The 20,554-nt window shown below is 65.8% G+C and carries 21 protein-coding genes and 1 tRNA gene; 10 read left to right on the top strand and 12 right to left on the bottom strand.

Features of this window, described 5'->3' with window-relative positions:
- Nucleotides 1–11: 11 nt before the first annotated feature.
- The 6 genes from sepX to galU form a co-directional block, all read right to left on the bottom strand.
- Nucleotides 12–677 carry a divisome protein SepX/GlpR gene (gene sepX, locus Pka01_RS15130; RefSeq protein WP_203883376.1) on the bottom strand — a complete coding sequence of 222 codons (666 nt, stop codon included), beginning with the start codon at nt 675–677 and terminating at the stop codon, nt 12–14.
- 181 nt (nt 678–858) lie between these two features.
- A complete protein-coding gene (locus Pka01_RS15135; protein ID WP_203883377.1) occupies nt 859–1,503 on the bottom strand; it encodes a GNAT family N-acetyltransferase in 645 nt (214 codons plus the stop codon).
- 54 nt (nt 1,504–1,557) lie between these two features.
- Nucleotides 1,558–2,034 carry a MogA/MoaB family molybdenum cofactor biosynthesis protein gene (locus tag Pka01_RS15140; RefSeq protein WP_203883378.1) on the bottom strand — a complete coding sequence of 159 codons (477 nt, stop codon included), beginning with the start codon at nt 2,032–2,034 and terminating at the stop codon, nt 1,558–1,560.
- A 23-nt stretch (nt 2,035–2,057) separates the two neighbouring features.
- Nucleotides 2,058–2,528, bottom strand: a complete 471-nt coding sequence (gene moaC, locus Pka01_RS15145) for a cyclic pyranopterin monophosphate synthase MoaC (protein WP_203883379.1) — start codon at nt 2,526–2,528, stop codon at nt 2,058–2,060.
- Entirely contained in the window at nt 2,525–3,709 is a 1,185-nt protein-coding gene (gene glp, locus Pka01_RS15150; protein ID WP_203883380.1) for a molybdotransferase-like divisome protein Glp, read from the bottom strand. Before glp ends, moaC begins: the two co-directional genes overlap by 4 nt.
- A 4-nt stretch (nt 3,710–3,713) precedes the next feature.
- Nucleotides 3,714–4,619 (bottom strand): UTP--glucose-1-phosphate uridylyltransferase GalU, encoded by a 906-nt coding sequence (galU, locus tag Pka01_RS15155; RefSeq protein WP_203883381.1) that lies wholly within the window; start codon nt 4,617–4,619, stop codon nt 3,714–3,716.
- A gap of 24 nt (nt 4,620–4,643) precedes the next feature.
- Here galU and Pka01_RS15160 point away from each other — a divergent pair, with 24 nt between their 5' ends.
- The 5 genes from Pka01_RS15160 (at nt 4,644) to cpaB (ending at nt 8,913) form a co-directional block, all read left to right on the top strand.
- The gene (locus Pka01_RS15160; RefSeq protein ID WP_203883382.1) at nt 4,644–5,219 is read left to right on the top strand and encodes a 5-formyltetrahydrofolate cyclo-ligase; all 576 of its coding nucleotides are present in this window, start codon (nt 4,644–4,646) and stop codon (nt 5,217–5,219) included.
- Nucleotides 5,220–5,251: 32 nt separating this feature from the next.
- On the top strand, nt 5,252–6,757 hold the full coding sequence (locus Pka01_RS15165) for a potassium/proton antiporter (RefSeq protein WP_203883383.1): 1,506 nt from the start codon (nt 5,252–5,254) through the stop codon (nt 6,755–6,757).
- A 272-nt stretch (nt 6,758–7,029) separates the two neighbouring features.
- Nucleotides 7,030–7,383, top strand: coding sequence for an FmdB family zinc ribbon protein (locus tag Pka01_RS15170; RefSeq protein ID WP_203883384.1), 354 nt, complete (start codon nt 7,030–7,032; stop codon nt 7,381–7,383).
- Nucleotides 7,384–7,468: 85 nt separating this feature from the next.
- Nucleotides 7,469–8,275, top strand: a complete 807-nt coding sequence (locus Pka01_RS15175) for an S-methyl-5'-thioadenosine phosphorylase (RefSeq protein WP_203883385.1) — start codon at nt 7,469–7,471, stop codon at nt 8,273–8,275.
- Between the two features lie 35 nt (nt 8,276–8,310).
- Nucleotides 8,311–8,913 (top strand): Flp pilus assembly protein CpaB, encoded by a 603-nt coding sequence (cpaB, locus tag Pka01_RS15180; RefSeq protein ID WP_203883386.1) that lies wholly within the window; start codon nt 8,311–8,313, stop codon nt 8,911–8,913.
- 50 nt (nt 8,914–8,963) lie between these two features.
- Here the strand turns inward: cpaB and Pka01_RS15185 are convergent, their stop codons facing one another.
- The gene (locus tag Pka01_RS15185; RefSeq protein ID WP_203883387.1) at nt 8,964–10,106 is read right to left on the bottom strand and encodes a D-alanyl-D-alanine carboxypeptidase family protein; all 1,143 of its coding nucleotides are present in this window, start codon (nt 10,104–10,106) and stop codon (nt 8,964–8,966) included.
- A 240-nt stretch (nt 10,107–10,346) separates the two neighbouring features.
- On the bottom strand, nt 10,347–11,156 hold the full coding sequence (locus Pka01_RS15190) for a hypothetical protein (RefSeq protein WP_203883388.1): 810 nt from the start codon (nt 11,154–11,156) through the stop codon (nt 10,347–10,349).
- Nucleotides 11,157–11,310: 154 nt separating this feature from the next.
- On the opposite strand from Pka01_RS15190, the gene Pka01_RS15195 reads away from it, so the two are divergent.
- The 5 genes from Pka01_RS15195 (at nt 11,311) to Pka01_RS15215 (ending at nt 17,739) form a co-directional block, all read left to right on the top strand.
- Nucleotides 11,311–11,383 (top strand) — tRNA-Arg (locus Pka01_RS15195).
- 690 nt (nt 11,384–12,073) lie between these two features.
- On the top strand, nt 12,074–13,045 hold the full coding sequence (locus Pka01_RS15200; protein WP_203883389.1) for a GIY-YIG nuclease family protein: 972 nt from the start codon (nt 12,074–12,076) through the stop codon (nt 13,043–13,045).
- 752 nt (nt 13,046–13,797) lie between these two features.
- Complete coding sequence (locus Pka01_RS15205; RefSeq protein WP_203883390.1) at nt 13,798–15,189, top strand: UvrD-helicase domain-containing protein; 1,392 nt, start codon at nt 13,798–13,800, stop codon at nt 15,187–15,189.
- Entirely contained in the window at nt 15,186–15,899 is a 714-nt protein-coding gene (locus tag Pka01_RS15210; protein ID WP_203883391.1) for a DarT ssDNA thymidine ADP-ribosyltransferase family protein, read from the top strand. Before Pka01_RS15205 ends, Pka01_RS15210 begins: the two co-directional genes overlap by 4 nt.
- 1 nt (nt 15,900) lies before the next feature.
- A complete protein-coding gene (locus tag Pka01_RS15215; protein WP_203883392.1) occupies nt 15,901–17,739 on the top strand; it encodes an ADP-ribosylglycohydrolase family protein in 1,839 nt (612 codons plus the stop codon).
- Nucleotides 17,740–18,096: 357 nt separating this feature from the next.
- Here Pka01_RS15215 and Pka01_RS15220 read toward each other — a convergent pair whose 3' ends face one another.
- From Pka01_RS15220 to Pka01_RS15235, 4 genes are all read right to left on the bottom strand, one after another.
- Nucleotides 18,097–19,467: a tyrosine-type recombinase/integrase gene (locus tag Pka01_RS15220; protein WP_203883393.1), complete on the bottom strand. Its 1,371-nt coding sequence runs from the start codon at nt 19,465–19,467 to the stop codon at nt 18,097–18,099.
- Complete coding sequence (locus Pka01_RS15225; protein ID WP_203883394.1) at nt 19,464–19,655, bottom strand: helix-turn-helix transcriptional regulator; 192 nt, start codon at nt 19,653–19,655, stop codon at nt 19,464–19,466. The genes Pka01_RS15220 and Pka01_RS15225 overlap by 4 nt, the downstream gene beginning before the upstream one ends.
- The gene (locus tag Pka01_RS15230) at nt 19,652–19,801 is read right to left on the bottom strand and encodes a hypothetical protein (RefSeq protein WP_203883395.1); all 150 of its coding nucleotides are present in this window, start codon (nt 19,799–19,801) and stop codon (nt 19,652–19,654) included. Before Pka01_RS15230 ends, Pka01_RS15225 begins: the two co-directional genes overlap by 4 nt.
- A gap of 222 nt (nt 19,802–20,023) precedes the next feature.
- A complete protein-coding gene (locus Pka01_RS15235) occupies nt 20,024–20,191 on the bottom strand; it encodes a hypothetical protein (protein ID WP_203883396.1) in 168 nt (55 codons plus the stop codon).
- Nucleotides 20,192–20,554 lie beyond the last annotated feature (363 nt).

Raw genomic sequence — 20,554 nt, forward strand, 5'->3', positions numbered from 1 at the left:
CGCCACCCGGATCAGTCTCCGACCGCACGGCGGCCATCGGCGTACTGGTCGAAGACCGTGCTGCGCCTGCGGGCCTCGAGTTGGATGATCTCCGCCTCGCGGGCCATCTCCTCCATGGCCCGGCGGTGCTCCTCCACCCTGCGCAGATGCTCCGCCCGGGCCCGCGCGGCCCTTTCCTGCTGCTCGGCGTCGGCCTTGACGGCGACGCGGAGCACGGCGAGGTAGCCCAGGAGCAGCACGCCGGAGGGGGCGACCCCCCACCAGGGCATCACTCGGACGGCCGCCGTCACCACGGACGCGAGCACGAGCAGGATGCTCCACAGCAGGCGCCGACGCCGCCGGGCGACGATGCTCGCGCGCCGCTGCGTGTCCGTACGGCGCGGCCGTACCGGAGCGGGAGCCTCGGCCCCTGCGGTGTCGACCTCCGCCGCGGCGTCGGACGACCCGGAAACCACGGAAGGCCCGGAAACCACGGAAGGCCCGGAAACCGCGGAAGGCTCGGCAACCGGAGCCGGCTCGTCATTGGAGCGGTCCGGAATCGGGGCCTCGACGATCGTGTCGGCTTCGGCCTGCACGTCGTCGTAGATCTCGACGTGCCGGTCCCTGCGCAGCCACATCGGCAGCAGGACGCTGAGCCACATCACGACGATGGCGAGGTAGAGGAGGGCGCTACCCATCCGGCCACCTCCAGGCATGGCGAACACATCCGGGGACTCGAGTCGTCGGAGATGTGCTCACGTCACGCACCGTAAGACGGTGTGTCACTGATTGACGAGCATTCGGGTCGGTGTGTCGCGAGATCGTCAAAGCTGTTCATGTAATTCGATCCCGAGCGCACCTTCCCGGAGATCGTTTGAGCTAACCCGGGCTGGGCTCGCTCCGCCGTGCGTTGGATGCCTCCATCGTCCGGCGCCACTGGACCAGAAGGCCGCCCGGCGCGTCCTCCACCGTCAGCGCGTAGCAGATGTGATCACGCCACGCACCGTCGATGTGGAGCTGGCGCCTGCGAACCCCCTCCTCCCGGAAGCCCAGTTTCTCGACCACCCTGCGGCTGGCGTGGTTCTCTGGCCGAATGTTTGCCTCCAGGCGATGCAACCCGGTGGTGAAGAAGCAGTGGTCCACGGCCATGGCCAGAGCGGTGGGGATGATGCCCCGGCCGGCGAGGGCGCCGTCGATCCAGTACCCCACCTGGGCCGAGCGGGCTGAGCCCCAGACGACCGCGCCGACGGTGAGCTGTCCGGCGAACCTGCCCTCGTAGGTGACCACCCACGGCAGCGCGAGCCCCTGGCGGGCCTCACGGCGAAGGGTGCCGACCATCGAGACGTACGGCCCGAGGCCCGTCCTGAACAGGGGCGTCTCGGGGTTGCTCGGCTCCCACGGGCGCAGCCAGTCGGCGTTGCGCAGTCGCGTCTCCCGCCAGTCTCTGACGTCACGCATGCGCAGCGGCCGGAGCTCGATTGGCCCCTCCGCCAGGATGGCCGGCCAGCCGCGAAGTCGATCCATTAGTCAATCATCCACCTGAGGACGGTCAACGCGCCACGCGAGGCTCAGTCTCCCTCACGCCCCATGGTCACCGCCGTGAATCTGGTCGACGATGTGACCGAGAATCGGGCCGAGGACGGCCATTCCGTCCCGGACTCCGCCTGTCGAACCGGGCAGGTTGACGACCAACGTCGAGCCCGCCTGCCCGGCGAGCCCCCGGGAGAGGATCGAGGTCGGGACCCTCTCCCTGTTCACCTGCCGTACGGCCTCGGCGATCCCGGGGATCTCCCGGTCGAGGACGCGGCGGGTGAACTCGGGCGTGAGATCCTGCGGGGTCACGCCGGTTCCGCCCGTCGAGACGATGACGTCGTACCCCTCGGCGACGCCCGCCCGCAGCGCCGCTTCCACGGGTTCGCCGTCCGGGACGACGTGCGGCCCGTCGACGGGGTCGCATCCGGCCTCGGCGAGCAGGGCGGCCAGCAGGGCGCCCGACTTGTCCTGATAGACCCCAGCGGAGACCCTGTTGGAGACGGTGATCACCAAAGCGCGCAAAGCCGTGTCCCTCCCACGTTCGGTCAGTCCCGGGTCCAGACCCCGGTCTTGCCGCCGGTCTTCTCCTCGACCCGGACGTCGCCGATGACGGCGGCCGGATCGACTGCCTTGACCATGTCGATCAGCGCGAGCGCGGCGACGGTGACGGAGGTCAGCGCCTCCATCTCGACGCCGGTCCTGTCCGCCGTTCGGACCCGGGCGGTGATCTCGACGCCGGTGTCGACGACGGACAACTCCACCTCGACGCCGTGAAGAGCGATGGGGTGGCACAGTGGCACCAGGTCGGGCGTGCGCTTGGCACCCATGATCCCCGCGATCCTGGCCACGCCCAGCGCGTCGCCCTTCGGGACGTCGCCCACACGCAGCGCGGCCACCGCCTCGGGCGACAGCGTGACCCGCCCGGACGCGGTGGCCGTACGGACGCTGACGTCCTTGGCCGAGACGTCGACCATTCTGGCGGCGCCGGATTCGTCGATGTGCGTCAGACCGTTCACAGCGGGATCACCTCCACCTCGGCTCCCGCGGGGAGCTCCGTCACGTCTTCTGGCACGATGACGAGCGCGTTCGCGGAGGCCAGCGCCGCGAGCTGGTGCGACCCCTGGCCCCGGACGGTGTCCACCGTCGTGCCGGACAACACGCCCCTCAGATAGGACCGCCTGCCCGCCGGCGAGCGCAACGCGGCGGTGGTGGTCGCACGCACGGTCTCCGGCGCACCCGCCGGGAGCCCCTGCATCCTGCGCAGCGCGGGCCGTACGAACAGGACGAAGGACACGAACGACGAGACCGGGTTCCCGGGCAGGGCGAAGATCGGCACGGCGTCCGGCCCGATCACGCCGAAGCCCTGGGGCATGCCGGGCTGCATCGCCACCTTCTCGAAGGCGACCGTCCCCAGCGGCGACAGAGCCTCCTTGACGGGCTCGTAGGCGCCCATCGAGACGCCGCCGCTGGTGATCACCGCGTCGGCCCGCACGAGCTGGGCGTCGAGCCTGTCGAGGAAGACCTGCGGGTCGTCGGTCACCGCTCCTGCCCGGAAGCCCTCCGCCCCGGCCTCCCGTACGGCGGCCGACAACATGAAGCTGTTGGACTCCCAGATCTGCCCGTGCCCCAGCGGCGTGCCGGGCTCGGCCAGCTCGGTCCCGGTGGACAACACGACGACACGTGGCCGGGGCCGTACCAGCACGCGCCGCCGTCCGACGCCCGCCAGGATGCCCAGTTGGGCCGCGCCGATCCTGGCCCCCTCGCTGAGCACGACGACTCCGCCCTGCACGTCCTCGCCGGCCCGCCGGACCGCGTGGCCCGCGCTCGCCGGCTTGTGGATCGTGACCCGGGTGGTGCCTCCGTCGGTCCACTCCACCGGGACGACGGCGTCCGCGCCGGCCGGGAGCGGCGCGCCCGTCATGATCCTGGTGACCAGGCCCGGCCCGATGGCCCGCAACTCGGCGTCGCCCGCGGGGATGTCCTCGATCACCGGCAGCGACACCGGCGCGGCCGCGACGTCCTCGGCTCGTACGGCGTAGCCGTCCATGGCGGAGTTGTCGAACGGCGGCAGGGGCACCGGCGAGGAGACGTCCTCGGCCAGCACGCAGCCGAGCGCCCGCTCCAGTTCGACCTCCAACGGCGCGAGGGGCCGGACGGTGCTGAGGATGTCGGCGAGGTGACGGTCGACGGGCTTCATGACTCTAGGATCCGGCCTGGTCGAGGAACTCCCGCAGCCAGGGCAGGAACTCGGGCGCCAGGTCGTCGCGGTTCGCGGCGAACTGGACGACGGTGCGTAGATAGTCGAGCTTGTTGCCCGTGTCGTAGCGGCGGCCGCGGAACAGCACGCCGTGGACGGGGCCGCCCTCGTCGGAGGGCAGCGAGGCCAGTGTCCGCAGGGCGTCGGTCAGCTGGATCTCCCCGCCGCGCCCGGGCGGCGTGTTCTCCAGCACCTCGAACACCGCGGGGTCGATCACATACCGGCCGATGATCGCCCAGTTGGACGGGGCCTCGTCCGCGGGCGGCTTCTCCACGAGGTCGGTGACGCGCACGACGTCGTCCTCGCCCGTCGGCACGATCGCGGCCGCGCCGTACAGGGAGACCTGCTCCCTCGGGACCTCCATGAGGGCGATGACGCTGCCGCCGTAGGTGGCGCGCACCTCGATCATCCGCTTCAGCAGCGGGTCGCGCGGGTCGATGAGGTCGTCGCCGAGAAGACAGGCGAACGGCTCGTCGCCGACGTGCTGCTTGGCGCACAGGACGGCGTGGCCGAGCCCCTTCGGTTCGCCCTGCCGTACGTAGTGCATGGTCGCGAGATCGACGAGCTCCTGGACCTGGGACAGCCGCTCCTCGTCGCCCTTGGCGCGCAGGGCGTCCTCAAGCTCGTACGCTACGTCGAAATGATCCTCGATGGAGCGCTTGTTGCGGCCGGTCACCATCAGGACGTCGAGCAGTCCGGCGGAGACGGCCTCCTCAACGACATATTGGATTGCCGGCTTGTCGACAATCGGCAGCATTTCCTTGGGGGTCGCCTTGGTCGCGGGGAGGAACCGGGTTCCGAGACCCGCGGCCGGCACTACGGCTTTGGTCACAGGATCGAAGTCAGCCATGGGTGAACACTAACGGAGCAGGCTATGGACAAGGCGAACCTGCGTCAGCGGATCATGCGCAGCCGGGCCGAACTCAGCGAAGAGACCCTCAGGAAGTCCTCGGCCGCGGTGCGTGAGGCGCTCCTCGACCAGCCCTGGGTGCAGATGGCGGGCCTCGTCGCCTGCTACTGGTCGTTCGGCAGCGAACCGTCGACGCACGGATTGATCTTCGCTTTGTGGAAGCACGGCACGACCGTGATCCTTCCGGTGCAACGCCCGGACGGCGATCTCGACTGGGCGGTCTACGACGGGCCTGACTCCCTCGCGCCGGGACCGCTGGGGATCATGGAGCCGGTGGACACCCGCCGCGGGGTGGACACGATCCGTACGGCGGGTCTCGTCCTGGTGCCGGCGCTGGCGGTGGACAGGTCGACAGGAGTACGGCTCGGCAGGGGCCGGGGTTTCTACGATCGCGCGCTCGCCCGTGTGGGACCCAACGTGCCGACGGTCGCCCTGCTCCACGACGGCGAACTGGTCGACGGCGTCCCGGCCGAACCGCATGACCAGCGTGTACGGTTCTGCGCCCTCCCCGCTGGAATCATTGAGTTGGTGCAAATGTGAAAAGATCGGCCTGACGCGAGAAGGGGGGGCGGGTGGGACTGAACGTCTGGCTTCTCCTGTCCGCCGCCGTCGTCATCGCGGCAATCGCCTCCGTCAGAATCGCTCACCGCACCGGCCTGCCCAGCCTGCTGGTCTACCTCGGCATCGGCCTGCTTCTCGGGGAGTCCGGCCTGGTCGGCGTCCGTTTCGAGAACGCCGAACTGGCCCAGCAACTCGGTCTCATCGCCCTGGCCGTCATCCTCGCCGAGGGCGGCCTGACCACCAACTGGAACCACGTCCGCACCGCGGTACCCCTGGCGCTGGTCCTCGCGACGGTCGGCATCGCGGTCAGCATCGTCGCGCTGGCGGTGGCCGTCCACGCGCTGCTCGGCATGGACTGGCGGTTCGCGCTGCTGCTCGGCGCGGTCCTCGCCTCGACCGACGCGGCGGCGGTCTTCTCCGTCCTGCGCCGCCTGCCCCTGCCGCCTCGCCTGGCCGGCATCCTCGAGGCCGAGTCGGGCTTCAACGACGCGCCCACGGTCATCGTCGTCATGATGCTGAGCATCGCGACCGCGCCGATGCCGCACCTGTCGTCCGTACTGGTCGAGACCCTCTACGAGCTCGTGGTCGGAGCGGCGGTGGGACTCCTGGTCGGACCCGCAGGGGCCTACGCCCTGCGCCGGGTGGCGCTGCCCGCCTCGGGCCTCTATCCCATCGCGGTGCTCGCCCTGGCGTTCGTGGCGTACAGCGGCGCGGCGCTGCTGCACGCCAGCGGATTCCTCGCCGTGTACATCGCGACGCTGATCCTCGGCAACTCCCGGCTGCCGCACCGGGCGGCGACCAGAGGTTTCGCCGAGGGGGCTGCCTGGCTGGCGCAGATCGGGCTCTTCGTGATGCTGGGCATCCTCGTCAGCCCGACGGAACTTCCCGGCGCGGCCACCCCCGCGATCGTGTCCGGGCTGGTGCTCGTGCTGATCGCCCGGCCGGTGTCGGTCGTGGTGTGCGCCGCGCTCGCCCGGCTGGTGGGGATCGGCGGCGTCTCCTGGCGCGAGCAGGTGTTCCTGTCGTGGGCGGGACTGCGCGGCGCCGTGCCCATCGTGCTGGCCACGATCCCCTGGGCGGCCGGGATGCCCAACGCCAAGGGGCTGTTCAACGACGTCTTCATCATCGTCGTCGTCTTCACGGTGCTGCAGGGCCCGACGTTGCCCCATCTCGCGCGCATCCTCGACCTGTCCGCGGAGGGCGAGGCCCGCGATCTCGACGTCGAGGCCGCGCCCCTTGAGGAGCTCAACGCCGATCTGCTCCAGGTCCGCGTCCCGGCGGGGTCGAGGATGCACGGCGTGGAGATCTTCGAGCTCCGCCTGCCCGTGAACACGCTCGTGACCATGATCGTGCGGGGCGACCGGTCGTTCGTTCCGACGGACACCACCCGGTTGCGATCAGGAGACCAGCTCCTGGTGGTGACGACGGCCGTGCAGCGTGAGGCCGTCGAGCGCAGGCTGCGCGCGGTCAGCCGCCGCGGCAAGCTGGCCGGCTGGTACGGCGAACGCGGCTTCTAGCCCGATCTTGCCTGTGGGCCCGGTGGGCGGTGTGGTGTCGCGAGTTGGGGGGACCGACGCCGGGCGGTGGGGCTCGACCGGCCGAGGGGTCCGGGCCCGTGATGATCTCCTCGGAGGGGGCGCTGTGGGGCGCTGGAGTGCCATGTGACGGTACGGTGCGATGTGCGCGGCTTGATGCCCGCGCAATAAACAAGGCTTGAGTGGCGTTTCAGCTCGTTGACTGCTTACCATTAGCAGTCGAACGGGTCGAGTGCCAGTTTCAGGAGGAGCGCGTGCCCACCTACCAGTACGCCTGTACCGTCTGCGGGGAGCAGCTGGAGGCCGTCCAGAAGTTCACCGACGACCCGCTCACGGAGTGCCCGCAGTGTCAGGGCAAGCTGCGCAAGGTCTTCTCCCCGGTCGGCATCGTGTTCAAGGGGTCGGGCTTCTACCGCAACGACAGCCGGTCGTCGAGCTCGTCCACGTCGCCCGCGTCGACCTCCACGTCCTCCTCGAGCGACTCGAAGAAGACCGCCGACACGAGCTCCTCGTCGGGCGACTCGGCCAAGAAGGAGCCCGCGGCCGCCTCCGGCTCCGCGACTTCCTCCACGACCTCCACGTCCAGCTCCACCACCTCCGCCGCGTGACCCCGGGCCCGGCTGCGACCGGGCCCGCACGAGTTTTCCACAGGCAGTAAATCGCGGCCGATGCGAATTCGTTAAGGTCAGCCGCATGACGAATCGTGCGGAGATCGGGGTCATCGGCGGCTCGGGTTTCTACTCCCTGCTCGACGACGCCGAAGAGATCAGCGTGGCGACGCCGTACGGCCCGCCGAGTGACGCGATCACAGTGGGCCGGATCGGAGAGCGGTCCGTGGCCTTCATCCCTCGCCACGGACGAGGTCACGTCTTTCCCCCGCATCGCATCCCTTATCGGGCGAACCTGTGGGCCCTGCGCTCCCTCGGCGTCCGGCAGGTGATCGCCCCCAGCGCCGTCGGATCCCTGCGCCCAGAGATCGGCCCTGGCGCCCTGGTCGTCCCCGACCAACTGGTGGATCGCACGACCAGCCGCGTGCAGACCTATTACGACGCCGGCGGCGCCATTCACGTGTCGTTCGCCGACCCCTACTGCCCCTCCGGCCGGGCCGTTGCCGTGGCGAAGGCGCGGGAAACGGAGTGGGACACCGTCGACGGCGGCACGCTCGTCGTGGTCGAGGGTCCCCGGTTCTCCACCCGGGCGGAGTCGAGGTGGTTCTCCGGCGCCGGCTGGTCGATCATCGGCATGACCGCTCACCCCGAGGCGGTGCTGGCCCGCGAGCTGGCCCTCTGCTACACGTCCCTGAGCCTGGTGACCGACCACGACGCCGGCGTGGAAGCCGGTGAAGGGGTCACGCACGAGGAGGTGCTCGCCTTCTTCGCGGCCAACGTCGAGCGGATGCGCACACTGGTCGGCCAGGTCGTCGAAGACCTCCCCCTCGAGCGGTCCTGCCCGTGCGGGAACGCACTGGACGGCTTCAAGCTCCCCTTCGACCTCCCGTAGCCGGCCATGCCTGCGATCTTCGGGGGCGATCCCTCATGCGCGGGTTGAGACGCGTCCTCGCCCGGCGCCGTCGACTGATCGCCGCGCTGCTCGCGGGACTCGCGGTGGCGTGCGTGCTGATGGCCGTCCGGCAGCCCCAGGGTGTGGCGGTCCTCGCCGCCGCCCGCGATCTGAGCGGCGGCCGCCTCACCGCCGCCGACGTCATGTCCGTACGGCTCCCGCCGGACGCGGTGCCCGATGGCGCGTTTCCGGCCGGGTCGGCCGTGACGGGAAGGGTCGTGGCGGGGCCGGTGCGCAGGGGCGAGCCGCTCACGGACGCCCGGTTGCTCGGCCAGGGCCTGCTGGCGGCGCGTGAGCCGGGGATGGTGGCCGCTCCCGTGCGGATCGCCGACCCGGACGCGGCGCGACTGCTCTCCCCCGGTGACGTGATCGACGTGCTGGCCGCCTTCGAAGGCGACGCCCAGCAGGCCCTCGCCGTGGCGCACGCGGTGAAGGTGCTGGCCCGCCCGGTGGAGGCCGACGCGGAGGGATCGGAGGCGGGTGCCCTGCTCGTGCTGGCGACGAATCCCGCGGAGGCGGCGCAACTCGCCCAGGCGCAGGCTCAGGCCCGGCTGTCCGTCACCATCCATCCGCGATGATCCGCACCGTCGTCATGGTGCGGTGTTCATCGCGTCGTCGCGTCGTCGCGTCAGAGTCCGGCGCCGAGCTTGGGGTCGTATTCCCAGTGCCAGGGCTCGAAGGGATTGCTGTAGGCCCACGACGGATGGATGAAGCCGTAGCGCTTGCTGTTGGACTCCAGCCAGTTGAACGGGGCCGACCCGGAGTTCTGCACACCGCCGCAGAGGTCGACGGCCAGGCCGAGGCCGTGGTTGCTCCGGCCGGGCACGGCCGCGAAACCGGGGCGTGAATAGTAGACGGCCTGCTGCGAGGCGAGGCTGCGGTAGCTGTCGGTCACGCACATCTGCCTGCCGAACTGCTTCCGGTAGGCCAGGTTGAGATCGGCGAAGGCGATCGCCGCGTCGGCGCGCAGTTCCTTGCCTGCCTGGGGCAGGGGGCAGAGGCTGCTCTTGGGGAGCAGGCCGTTCGGGTACTGCGACGCGGTGGAGATCCGTGTGGGGTCGCAGGCGCCCGCCCCACGATGGCCCTGGTTCACGTTGACGCCCATCTTGCTCAGCGTCTGCGTCAGCGACTTGACCAGATCGGCGGACTTGGTCCGCAGACTGTCGACCTGGTGGTCGAGCTGGGCCTCTTCGAGGAGGTTGGCCGATCGCAGGTCCTGGGCCTCGTTGGCGAGCCTCTCCTTGTCCTTCAGCAGGCGTGCCGCGTCGTCAAGGATCTTGTTTCGGCCTACGGCCAGGTGGTCGACATCGCTCATCGCCCTGAGCGTCGACGTGCCGTCGCCCTGGGCGAAGAGCGGCCCGAGCCCACTGGCCGAGGGGTTCTGGTAGACCGACTCGACCAGGTCCGCGAGCGGCTTGCGCATCGCGGACAGCTCCTGGTTGGCCTTCGCGAGCTGCTTCAGCTTGGACGCCAGCTTCTTCTGCGAGGAGTCGAACTGCTTCTTCCTGGAGTCCAGTTGCTTGGAGGCGTCGCCGATCGCCTTGTACGCCTCCTGGGCCTGTTTGCGCAGCTGCGTCAGGCTGGGACCTGCGGCCGTCTCGGCCACGGTCTTCGGTGAGGACGCGCCGGTGATGGCCGTCTCAGCAGCCACGGTGACGAAGTCGGACGTGCCGGGCGAGACGCCTACGGGAGACTTGGCGGACGAGATCGCGGCGACAGAGCTCACCGCCATGACGGCCACGATCAGACCAGCCGACCGAGGAGACGGCACGATCAACTCCTCTTTACGAACTCGTGACTTCGGTCAGGCACGCACGTTACTACAGCCGCCTGTGTCCCCGAGGCTCGGTCGCCGAATGCGATAGGCGCCTATCACGGTCCAATTTGGGGACTTGTCTCGTCCGTCACTTGTGGGGCTTATGACTTCGTCGCTGCTGGGGCTTCAGGACTTACCGCCGCTTCTCGCTGATGGAGCTTCAGAACTTCACGCCACTCAGCCGCGGCCGTGGCCTCAGGACTTGCCGCCGCGCTCCTTGCACAGGTCCCACAGCCAGGTGTCCTGCCAGTCGAGGGCGCAGGTCAGCTCGTCCTGATCCTTCTTCTCGACCGGCGTCGCCTTGCCCGCCGTGGCCGGCTGCGCCTTGCCTGCGGCAGGCTGAGGGGCCGCCTCAGGCGTACGAAGGATGATCAGCTGGCCGTACACGCGGGAAGGTCCGGAAGGCGGCGGCACGGCCGTCGGCTCCATGACCTGCCGGCCCGGTGCCACACCCTTGGCGCCCGCTGTCGAGCCTTGTGCGGCGTCGGCTGGTGCGGCGTTATCTGGCACTGCCTTGGCATCTGGGAGCGCCGCATCTGGGGCCGCCGCTGTAACGGCGTCAGGCTGGGCATCCGGAAGCGTGGCGGCGTCCGACTGAGCGTCCGACTGGGCGTCTGGGGCTGTGGCGGCGCCCGGCCGTGCGGCGTGCCGGCCACCAGCCAGGACGCCTGCCTTCTCGTCGCCCGCGTCATGATTCGTCTTGGCGGCGCCGTCGGGGCCGACCGCCAGGCGGCTGTGCGGATGCCCGGTAGGCATGCCGGGCAGGACGACATTCTGGATCGACCCGCTCGTCATGCCGCTGGCGGACGAAGCGTTCTGAGGGTGCAGCGGAGATTGCACCTTGCCGGCCGCTTGGATCGGGCCGGTAGCTCCCCGAGCCGTCGCCTCGTAGCCGGTGATCTCGGCCATCAACATGCCCGAAGCGAGGACCGCTGGCGCGATCAACCCTACGACGAGCACCACGGGACGCAGCCCGCGCAAGTATTTGCGTCGCAATCCGGTCACGAACAGTGACGGTAGCCAGGTGTGGCGAAGAGGAACTCGCCCACTTGCCAGGGCTTTACCGCACTTCAGCCACGCGATGACCGATCAGGCCCTCGCCACGCCCCTTCCAAGGCGCGCGCTGTGCCAACTCTTCGCTAGGCTTACAGAGCTACACGCCTCCGTAGCTCAGGGGATAGAGCACCGCTCTCCTAAAGCGGGTGCCGCAGGTTCGAATCCTGCCGGGGGCACTCTTTTGACCTTGCGATTCACCCTCTGACCTGCGGCTACTGTGCCGCAGGTCTTTTGCTTGGTGAGCCACCGCGAGCAGCCGTATGCAGCCGTAAGACCATGATCAGGGGACATACAGGGGATGATCATGGCGACGTTTTCCCACATGAGCGCCGCCTCCTGGAGTCGCCGGTTACAACAGAGGCCACGTTCCCTGGGGTTTGCATCGTGCAGTGTCTAGCCCTCTTCGACCTTGCACTGAGCCCTTTTCATCCTGAGTAACGGTCCGCTTCTATGCGGTCGAGGACGAGGATGGCCTGCATGATTGCCGTCGCACGGCGGGCCAACAGCGCAGCTTCGCGAAGACTTTCCAGGCTTCGAAGATCACGACGGCGCGTTCACCGAGGGCTCGGATGCGGACGTGGGAGTGGTTGACCTCTTTCCGTGCGCGGGACACCGTGGCCTGTGCCGGTGGCGTTTGAACGGAGCCGATGCCGTCGCGTTGTACCTGTCGGACCCGGCTCGGACGGGCCGACTCTCGTCGACAGCATAGGAGCCAATGAAGGCGCCTCGGCGGTATCACGGACTATCGGTCTGTTAGGACTTCTTTGCCACACCTGACATGTGCGATCTTGGAAGCGCGCCCCGAATCGTTCGAGGCGTCTGATCTACCGGCATCGTTAGCCGCCTGAGTCTCGGAGGACTGCACGGTGACCCCCCAGCACAAGATCGGGTTTGTTTACGTACTGACCAATAAGGCCATGCCAGACATCGTCAAGGTTGGATTCTCCTCCTGGCTTCCTGAGGATCGAGCTCGGGATCTCTACACGTCGGGCGTGCCGGCCCCGTTTGAGGTTGCTTTCCGGACGGCCACGTCCTGGCCTGAGGCTGTAGAGCGACGAGCGCATGAACTCCTCTCGGTGGATCGACCAAATCCGAGACGGGAGTTCTTCACAGTCCCTGTGGATCAAGCAATCGATGCTGTCCGGATGGCTGCCGTCGATGTGGCAGGAATCGACAGTTGGCAGGAGTCGGATCGGTATCTCGTGGGGCCAACAGATCGATTGGCCATGACTCTGGAGGCGGGCCAGATCTTTGCGTTGATCTCCTGGACCTCGCTACAGAGCCTGGTATCCGGACACCCAGCCGAGATCATTGATCTCTGGCAGGCCCATTCGAACGGGGACCTCCTGGAGATCTTCGGGACAAGTTCGCCTGGCCACGTCGCTGGATTTAGCGATAACCACCCTGGAGGCGATGTCGATCCCGTCCCCTATCTTGATCGCTCTCAGAGCGCCGCCAACGGCATGCTCATCGGCCGTGAAACGCTCTTCCCCGGCGACAGATTGGTATGGGTCAGTGAACCGTTATCAGACCCGCATGTCAGTGTGATCTTCGAGGCCAGCAACTACTGCCAGGTCATCAACCGAACGTGGAGTCCCGTCATGACGGAGTACGGAATCCCGCGTTTGTTGAATGACTTCGGCTACGACAGCCCTGAGCCCGAAGTCGCTAATGCGATACGTACCGCGCTCGCATTGCCACCACCTCGCTCGTGGGCTCCCCGCGACGACAGGGATTCCGGCGAATGGGCGCCCATTGGGGATGAACCCCAACATCCCGACTACTGGTTGCCGCAACTGCAGCCACGGAAACGGCGTAAGGGGTCGAGTCCCTCATAGCTAAGGGGACCATCCCCTAGGGATTTCTTCCGCTTCCCGCGTCAAGGTGTAGCAGTTCAGGCCGGAAGCCGATGAAGTGGGCGGACGCGGCTCGGGCTCCAGCTCAGCGATACGGCATCGCGCCGCAAGCAATTTCAGTCTGATCCGATGACGACATGCCAGCATCCATCCCGGCATCGATGAGGTCCTGCTTGCGGCAGCTCTAGATCGTGTGATCGCTGCGCGGCGGATCCGCGGCCACGTGATGCACGGTGCGACGCACCTGAGGAACTAGGCATGCACGTCAGCCAAAGTATGGGGCCATGAAAGCCGGAGAACGTCGCAAACTCTAGCAAATTAGTACATTTCCACAATTCATCTTCGCAACCTCCCGATACTTGACTATTATGTCCAGGCTTGGCGGGTGCGCCCAGATGGGCACAGATCCCTGCTCGCCGTGGTCGCGACAAGGAGGTACAGCGGGTGCCGCTCTTCATGTGGCCCCTCCCCCACCAGCGGAGTAATTTCCGCGAGGCCTCTGCCTTGACGATGACAGCTCCTCGCATACGCAGATCTCCGCTGCCGGCCACCTTTACAGGACCGAATACTCCGTTCCGTAAGTGGCACTCGATATTCGCGCCAGCTATCGCCACATGCTGACTGTTGCTCTTGCCGCAGTCAGGGGCCAACGTTGATGCCGCCCTGGGCACCTGCCGGCGGGTGATCCCGCTGACCGCATCAGTCATCATCGGATTCCTCACCAGAGCCAGGTCATGAGACTTCCCACTCCCAAGGGCCGTCAGCCCTACGTGATCTTCCTGCCAGGTCAAGGCCACCAGGTGGTGCTCGGCACTGCCGGCACAGGCAAGACGACAATGGCCATGCTGCGAGCGGAGCATCTGGCCGCTCCAACCACCGCAAACAGCGGGCGAGTACTGCTGGTGACCTACAACAACGCCTTAGTTACCTATCTGCGGTACTTGCAGCCGGCTGCCGCCCAGAACATAACCATCGAGACCTACGGGCGGTTCGCCCGCGGCTATCTCAACAGCATTGGGCAGATGCCGTCATGGAATGGGATCGCGCAACCGGCTGATAGGCGAATGTGGGTAGAGCAGGCAGTAAAGGAGGTAGCGAAGACATATCAGCCGGGCTCGTTCTTTTCGCGCGATACCGGCTTCTTCCTCGACGAACTCGAGTGGATCTCCGGCATGGGTGTCGCCTCGCTAGATGAATACAAAGAGGTTCCTCGGGTTGGGCGGGAGCGGGGGCTTGCCAATGCGCAGAAAGAAGCTGTCTGGAAGATTCTGATGGTCTACCGGCGCCTGCGCACCGATGCAGGCCGACGTTACGACTGGTACGACCTGGCAAGCTCAGTACATGCCGCTTTTGCTCAAGATAAGAGACCGCGCCACTACCGGCACGTCGTTATAGATGAAGGGCAGGACCTCTCCCCTGAAGCGATCCGCTCACTCGTCGCGGCTGTCGATCCTCAGGGATCAGTCACTTTCTTTGGTGATTATCACCAAATGATTTACGGACAGGGCATGTCCTGGCGATCCTGCGGGCTAAAGATCCAACGGGTCGAGAGATTTGCAGACAACTATCGAAACACGGCCGAGATCGCCCGTCTTGCTATCGCAATGAGCCGCATGCCTCACATGGCTGGAGATCCGCAGGATCTCGTTGAGCCACGCGAGCCAGCAGCGGCCGGCACGCGGCCCACGCTAGTGGAGTGTCGAGACGAGGCACAGGAGATGGACATCATCCGCGCGCAGGCTACGGATTTCGCCCGCAACGGCACCGTTGCCGTACTTGCCCGCACCTGGGCTGACGCCCGACAAGTCTGCGAAGGACTCCGTGTGCGCAACCTGCAGCCGGACCTCAATCGCTGGGACGCAACGCCTGGAATCTACTGTGGCGCATATCATTCCGCTAAGGGACTGGAGTTCGACGCCGTCCTTATGCCCTTTTGTGGAGTGGCCCATATGCCCCACCCGGATACGGTCACCGCGTTCGGTGACGACGAGGCAGCCGCCAGGGAAGGCCGACTACTGTATGTCAGCACCACCCGGGCGCGAACGGATCTGCTGCTAACCTACAGCGGGACTGTGACACCGCTACTCCCCAGTGATGATGCGCTCTATGCCAAGGTGACCCCATGACCCCCGTCACGGTCGCAGAGGCACTAGCTCGCCTCAAGTTGACGAGGCTGGCGCACTTCACCCCAGCCCGGAACCTCTGGCACATCATGGCGTTGGGGGAGATTCGTAGCAGCAAAGATCTTGCCGACAACGCTCCTGAGTGCTTCGGACCGACTGATCGTGAACGGTTCGATCGTCAGCCCGACAAGGTCTGTTGCACCTATGAGTACCCGAACGGGTACTACCTCGCGAAAGCGCGGAAGAACCCCGAGTTCACTAACTATCCGAGCTGGGTGTGCTTGCTGCTCGACCCTGCCCTACTACTACGGCCTGGCACACTCTTCTCACCGTGCAATGCTGCTACAGGGGGAGGCATGTACCTACGACCCGGCGGTGAGGGTCTTTTGGACAGCTATGCGCCTTCGTCCAAGGTTGGTCCATGGACGCGTGACTCACGGCATCATCCCCGCGCGGCCACCGATCTGCAGGCCGAGGCGTTAGTCCCTGGCCCAATCGATTTGTCATACCTGCATGGCATCGTCGTTCGGACTGAGGCGGAGGCGAGAGAACTCTACGGAGCATTAGGGAGGGGTGGATTCGTGCCGGCACGCTTCCGCTGGATCATTGCTCCCGACTTCTTCGACCGAGACCTTTTATCTCAGCGACTGCGCTTCGGTGGAGTGATCCGCGAAACTAACTGGACACCCCCCGCCGACCCGGAAGAGAACTAATATGACACCTTCGGACACGGTGAGCGCCGATCGAGCCCTCGGCATCATCGTGGGCGCAGCGGTAGGCGATGCCTTGGGCTGGCCACAAGAGCTACGCAGCAGCATTGTCGGTGGGCAAAGGGCACGGAACGTACCGCCTGCGCCGCAGTTTCGGCAATGGGAACGCAATTCGGGAACGCAGTTCGCTCGATATCAGGAGACAGTAGCGGCGGGTGAGTACAGTGATGATACGCAGTTGCTCCTGGCAGTTGCGAGGAGCTGCCTGCGTAGGTCGGAATGGCTCACATATCTAACTCAAGTGGAGCTGCCTACTTGGTTGCTGTACCAGCGAGGGGCTGGCCGTGCGGTGCTTGCCGCAGCCCGCGCATGGGCCAATGGTCACGCGCCTTGGATCGAAGGCGATGGAAGCAGGACCCACCGAGCGAAAGATCCAGTAGGGACCTACTTCAATGCAGGCGCTAACGGTGCAGCGATGCGAATTGCACCCCATGTGATCGTCACCGTATCTGACGTATCTACTGCCGAACTTCTCCACCGAGTACTACTCGACGGCATCGCTACCCACGGGCATCCTCGCGCCCTGGTTGGTGCGGTGATCCACGCGCTCTCGATACGCCATGCTTTGCTCCAACAAGGCACCCTTGAGTATGGCGGACTGATTGATTCACTACTCAGTGATCAATCTTGGCAAAATAGCGACCTGCTCCATGACGCCCTGCCTTCCGACTGGCTTCAGGCATTCGAACAAGCGCATCGACAATCTCCTAAAGCCGCCTGGGCAGTCGCGGCTCATGAAACCCTTGAGCTGCTGCAAATAGCTCATCATTCGCTAGAACGAGCTGCTCTTGCCAATGACGAGCACACACTGAGCTTGCTTGGCGCCTTCGACAAGACACGCAACGGGGCTGGCACAATCACGGCGGTTGCAGCGGCGTATATTGCGACACGAGCGGCAGCTCGCCCCATTACTGGACTGCTAAGATCCGCATTCCTGGCGAGCGCCGACACCGATACCCTTGCATCAATGACAGCCTCCGTGCTAGGGGCAATCCACGGCACTGCATGGCTAGGGCCCCTCGCCCGGGACGTGCAGGATGCGCAATGTCTCCGTGACATAACAGCTCGCCTAGCAGCCGTGGTAAACGAGCGGACGGCAACACATCAGCAAGCCCCGTTGTTCCACGCAGCCAACATTCGGACAAGCGTCGGAACCAAGGAGATCGAGCATTTTCGAAGCGCAGCCTTCGGTGGCCAAAGTGACGCGTTGAGGTGCCTGCCGGACGGTCGAGAGATCACTTCATATGAACAGGATCGCCGCCAAGCCAATAAGAGCGGCCTCATCGTTACGCGAGTTCGATTGACTACATCCGACAGACAGACCCTTATTCTCCACAAAACATACAAGACTGGCTCCGTCGAGGAAGGCCGATCGTTTCCACAGGTCGCCACAACGGAGAAGCCTGGCGGCGAAAGATACCCTGACTACACGACACAGGCCAGCGTACTAGAAATTAAGCTTCGGGTTAGCGATCTCGAAAAGGCTGTTCACTTTTATCGCGATATTCTGAATCTACGAGTTGAGCGGTTCGCGGAGAACGCTGCAAGACTGGATAATGGGCTCACGCTTATGCAGCTTCCTCGCCAGGAGCAGCATAAGCGGACTTTTTGGCAGACGGGCGATTTGCTGATTACCATTGCCGTTCACGACTTTGGCGAAGTCGTGCGCCGAGCAACAAACTCAGATCTGAGCGAGATACTCAGTCTCGAGAATACGGCCCAGCAACGGCAGATGCGCCTGCGAGATCCAGACGGACATAACTTGATGATTATAGGGCGCTGAAATTTCACGAGGTCAGCAGTGTTGAAAGGTGAGGGTCAGAGCGCCGGCGGGTACCAAAGAGCCGTTCCCCTAAGGGTTGCGCCCATACACGCGGATCACCTCATCAGCCCTCCGAGTATCGCAAAATCGCCACATGCCCCGATGCGGGCCTGCCGGTAACTGACCTCTTCGATTGAAATCTACTCGCAGGGGCGAAGGGAAGTGTCACTAGAGGAAGGACCTCGACGCGCTCGTAACAGCGACCGCAGCTCGTGAGGCAACTCAAATCGCATCCACGCCGGGCAGCTACGCATCGGCTTCACGCAGCCAGGCAGGAATCATGCAGCCCGGAGGACCGGGCTGCATGGGGCTGAACAGTCAGCCGTGTGAATCCAATGCATCGTTGATCTTGCTGTTGATCTGCTCTTGCTGGCCATCCATGCACTTAGCGTAGACCCGGAGCAGGACATCAACGCTGTGACCGGCGCGCTTGGCCACCTCAGGTGCTGGTACGCCCGCGTTAAGCCAGAGCGACACGGCAGCATGGCGCAGGTCGTAGGGACGGGCGGCGAGCGAGGACGCAACCTGTGCAGGCGTGAGGACAAGCTTGCGCGCCTCCTGCCAGACGTAGGAGTGTGCGGAGCTGGAGTAGGTGCCGCCCGTCCGCGTACAGAAGATCCTGCCGTCCGCGGCGGTGCCGTACTCGGCGATGTGCTCGCGCAGCATTGCCACAAGGACGGGCGGGATCGGGATCTCTCGGGTCTCCCTGTCTGCACGGTGCTTCAAGGAGCGTGACTCGTGTGTCTCACCGGAGTTGGTCCAGCGCTTCGTGCTCTGAGGTCTTGCCTGCTCCAAGACGATCAGACCCCACCCCGACTCGGGCAAAGTGCAGTTGTCCACCCGGAGGTCCGCCGCTTCCTCGGGTCGGAGAGCCGCGTAATAAATGCAGGCGAAAAGCGCCTTGAGCCGGGGACCGCGCTTACGACCCACCTTCGCGACAGCGTCGAGCAGCTGCATTGCCTGGCTGGGGTTGACCACGGTGCGTGGATCGACGAGCGTGACGGTCTTGGGTGCCCTCCACTTGATCTCGTTCAGCGGGTTGCTGGTGAACACCTTCTGCTCGACCGCGTGTTCCAGCAGGTGGTGAAGGATGGCCCGCTTGCGTCGTATGGTGTTCGCTCCAGCTGCGGCACCGGCAAAGGTGACCGAGATGGCGTCCATGGCCGTTCGGAGAACTGCCGGCTCCCCCATCGCTGACAGTGGGAGAGACGCTTTCTGCAGCCAGGTCAAGGCCGCAGCTTGTGCAGTGGACAGCTCGGCTCGTCGGTCCTGAGGGAGAAGAGCATGGATCCGCAGCACCTCGCGCAAATCCTCTGCAGCGGGACGCCGTGCTGCATCGGTCACCAGCGCAGGAATCAGAGACAGTAGCGCGTAGGCGTCCGTCTCCCGGGTGCGCGCCGCGGAGGTGCGCCAGCGACGGAGAACGTAGGCCTGCGCGAACTCGTAGAACGACGGTCCTGTGGAGTGTGGTGCGAGCATCGAAACGGGCAGGCCGGTGGCGGTGTCGAACTCCTCGCCCAGCTTGGCCGCCTGCCGAAGGTCGGAGAGGAAGGCGTTGGCGAGGCCTTTCGTCCGGAAGCTCTTGGATTTCTCCTTGCCGGCCACTCGCCAGCGAGCAATGAAGGTGGGCGTAGCGCGGTTCTCCCGGTGCTGAACCCCGCCGAGCTTCACATCGTAGGTCGTGTTCACACCGCCTCCCGCTGGGAGTCGAGCCAGGCGAGGAGATCACTCCGCCATACGCGGAGTTCGGCGTTGGGAAGGCGTACGCATATCGGCGCGCGGCCGAGTTCGCGCCAGCGGTAGAAAGTGCGCCGGGAGACCCCGCCCAGTTCTTGCAGAACCTGATTCACGGTGAGCAGATCGTCACGCTGGCTCATTTGGCGATACCGTCCGATTCCGGAAGCCGGTTATCCGTGATGGCGGCGCCGAGGGGCACGTCTCCGACTGAGTAGTCCTTGTCGGCGTTCTCCCAGCAGCCGAGGACGAGGACGGTGTCCTCGTGTGGATTGCGTGAGTTGGGCAAGATGGGTTCCGTCCTATCCAGTGATCTGGTGTGGGATGGCCCCCGGCCTGGCGCGGATCTTGGCGGATGTGTGGCCAGGCCGGGGTGCTCACGGCGCCATGCGCCGCAGTTGTCGATTCCGGTCCCGTCGCAGTCGCGGCGAGCGCTGCCGTCGCCTTGTACGCCGTCCCGTTACAGGTGCGGCAGCAGTGGCGGGTCACCGTGTGTTCGTCTTGATGCCGGTCAGCCCGTCTTGATCTCACGCGGGATGAGGTTCACGTACACCCGGTACTGCTGGCGCCGAGCCCGATCCGGGTACGCACGTGACATCGACGTCACGGTGAAGATCTCGCGGAGCCGGATCATGCCGAGGGTGATCTCGGCGCGGTTGCCGTCAATGCGGATTTTCATAGTCGTTCGGTCCTCTCGTAGGGCTTCTGGGGTCTGTAGGGGTGCCGTGCGCGTCGCGGGCGAGTCCGTTGGATGCGCCCAGGCGACCGCGCAGCGTGTCAGGGCGACGGGCTTGGCTGGGTTTTCGCGATGGGGAGAGAGAAACCGCGGGACAAATAAGGCCCGCTGATCCCTGCGGACAACTCAGCTCGGCAGGTATGGCGCGGCGATCTCGTATTTCTGTGATTCGCCCGTGGCCAGATACAGCTCTGCCAGCTCGATTACCTGATCTCATTCCGCCTCTCCGTTGCTTGTCGGGACACATTTCTTCCGATGCACGCACCCCGACCATTGCTGACGGCCTGAGTGCGTGTGACCAGGCAA

The sequence above is a fragment of the Planotetraspora kaengkrachanensis genome, from assembly GCF_016862895.1.
Lineage (GTDB): Bacteria > Actinomycetota > Actinomycetes > Streptosporangiales > Streptosporangiaceae > Planotetraspora > Planotetraspora kaengkrachanensis.

Coding starts and splice junctions, on each gene's coding strand:
- sepX (WP_203883376.1), bottom strand. CDS start 677: ATGGGTAGCGCCCTCCTCTACCTCGCCATCGTCGTGATGTGGCTCAGC.
- Pka01_RS15135 (WP_203883377.1), bottom strand. CDS start 1,503: ATGGATCGACTTCGCGGCTGGCCGGCCATCCTGGCGGAGGGGCCAATC.
- glp (WP_203883380.1), bottom strand. CDS start 3,709: ATGAAGCCCGTCGACCGTCACCTCGCCGACATCCTCAGCACCGTCCGG.
- galU (WP_203883381.1), bottom strand. CDS start 4,619: ATGGCTGACTTCGATCCTGTGACCAAAGCCGTAGTGCCGGCCGCGGGT.
- Pka01_RS15160 (WP_203883382.1), top strand. CDS start 4,644: ATGGACAAGGCGAACCTGCGTCAGCGGATCATGCGCAGCCGGGCCGAA.
- Pka01_RS15175 (WP_203883385.1), top strand. CDS start 7,469: ATGACGAATCGTGCGGAGATCGGGGTCATCGGCGGCTCGGGTTTCTAC.
- cpaB (WP_203883386.1), top strand. CDS start 8,311: ATGCGCGGGTTGAGACGCGTCCTCGCCCGGCGCCGTCGACTGATCGCC.
- Pka01_RS15205 (WP_203883390.1), top strand. CDS start 13,798: ATGAGACTTCCCACTCCCAAGGGCCGTCAGCCCTACGTGATCTTCCTG.
- Pka01_RS15210 (WP_203883391.1), top strand. CDS start 15,186: ATGACCCCCGTCACGGTCGCAGAGGCACTAGCTCGCCTCAAGTTGACG.
- Pka01_RS15215 (WP_203883392.1), top strand. CDS start 15,901: ATGACACCTTCGGACACGGTGAGCGCCGATCGAGCCCTCGGCATCATC.
- Pka01_RS15225 (WP_203883394.1), bottom strand. CDS start 19,655: ATGAGCCAGCGTGACGATCTGCTCACCGTGAATCAGGTTCTGCAAGAA.
- Pka01_RS15235 (WP_203883396.1), bottom strand. CDS start 20,191: ATGAAAATCCGCATTGACGGCAACCGCGCCGAGATCACCCTCGGCATG.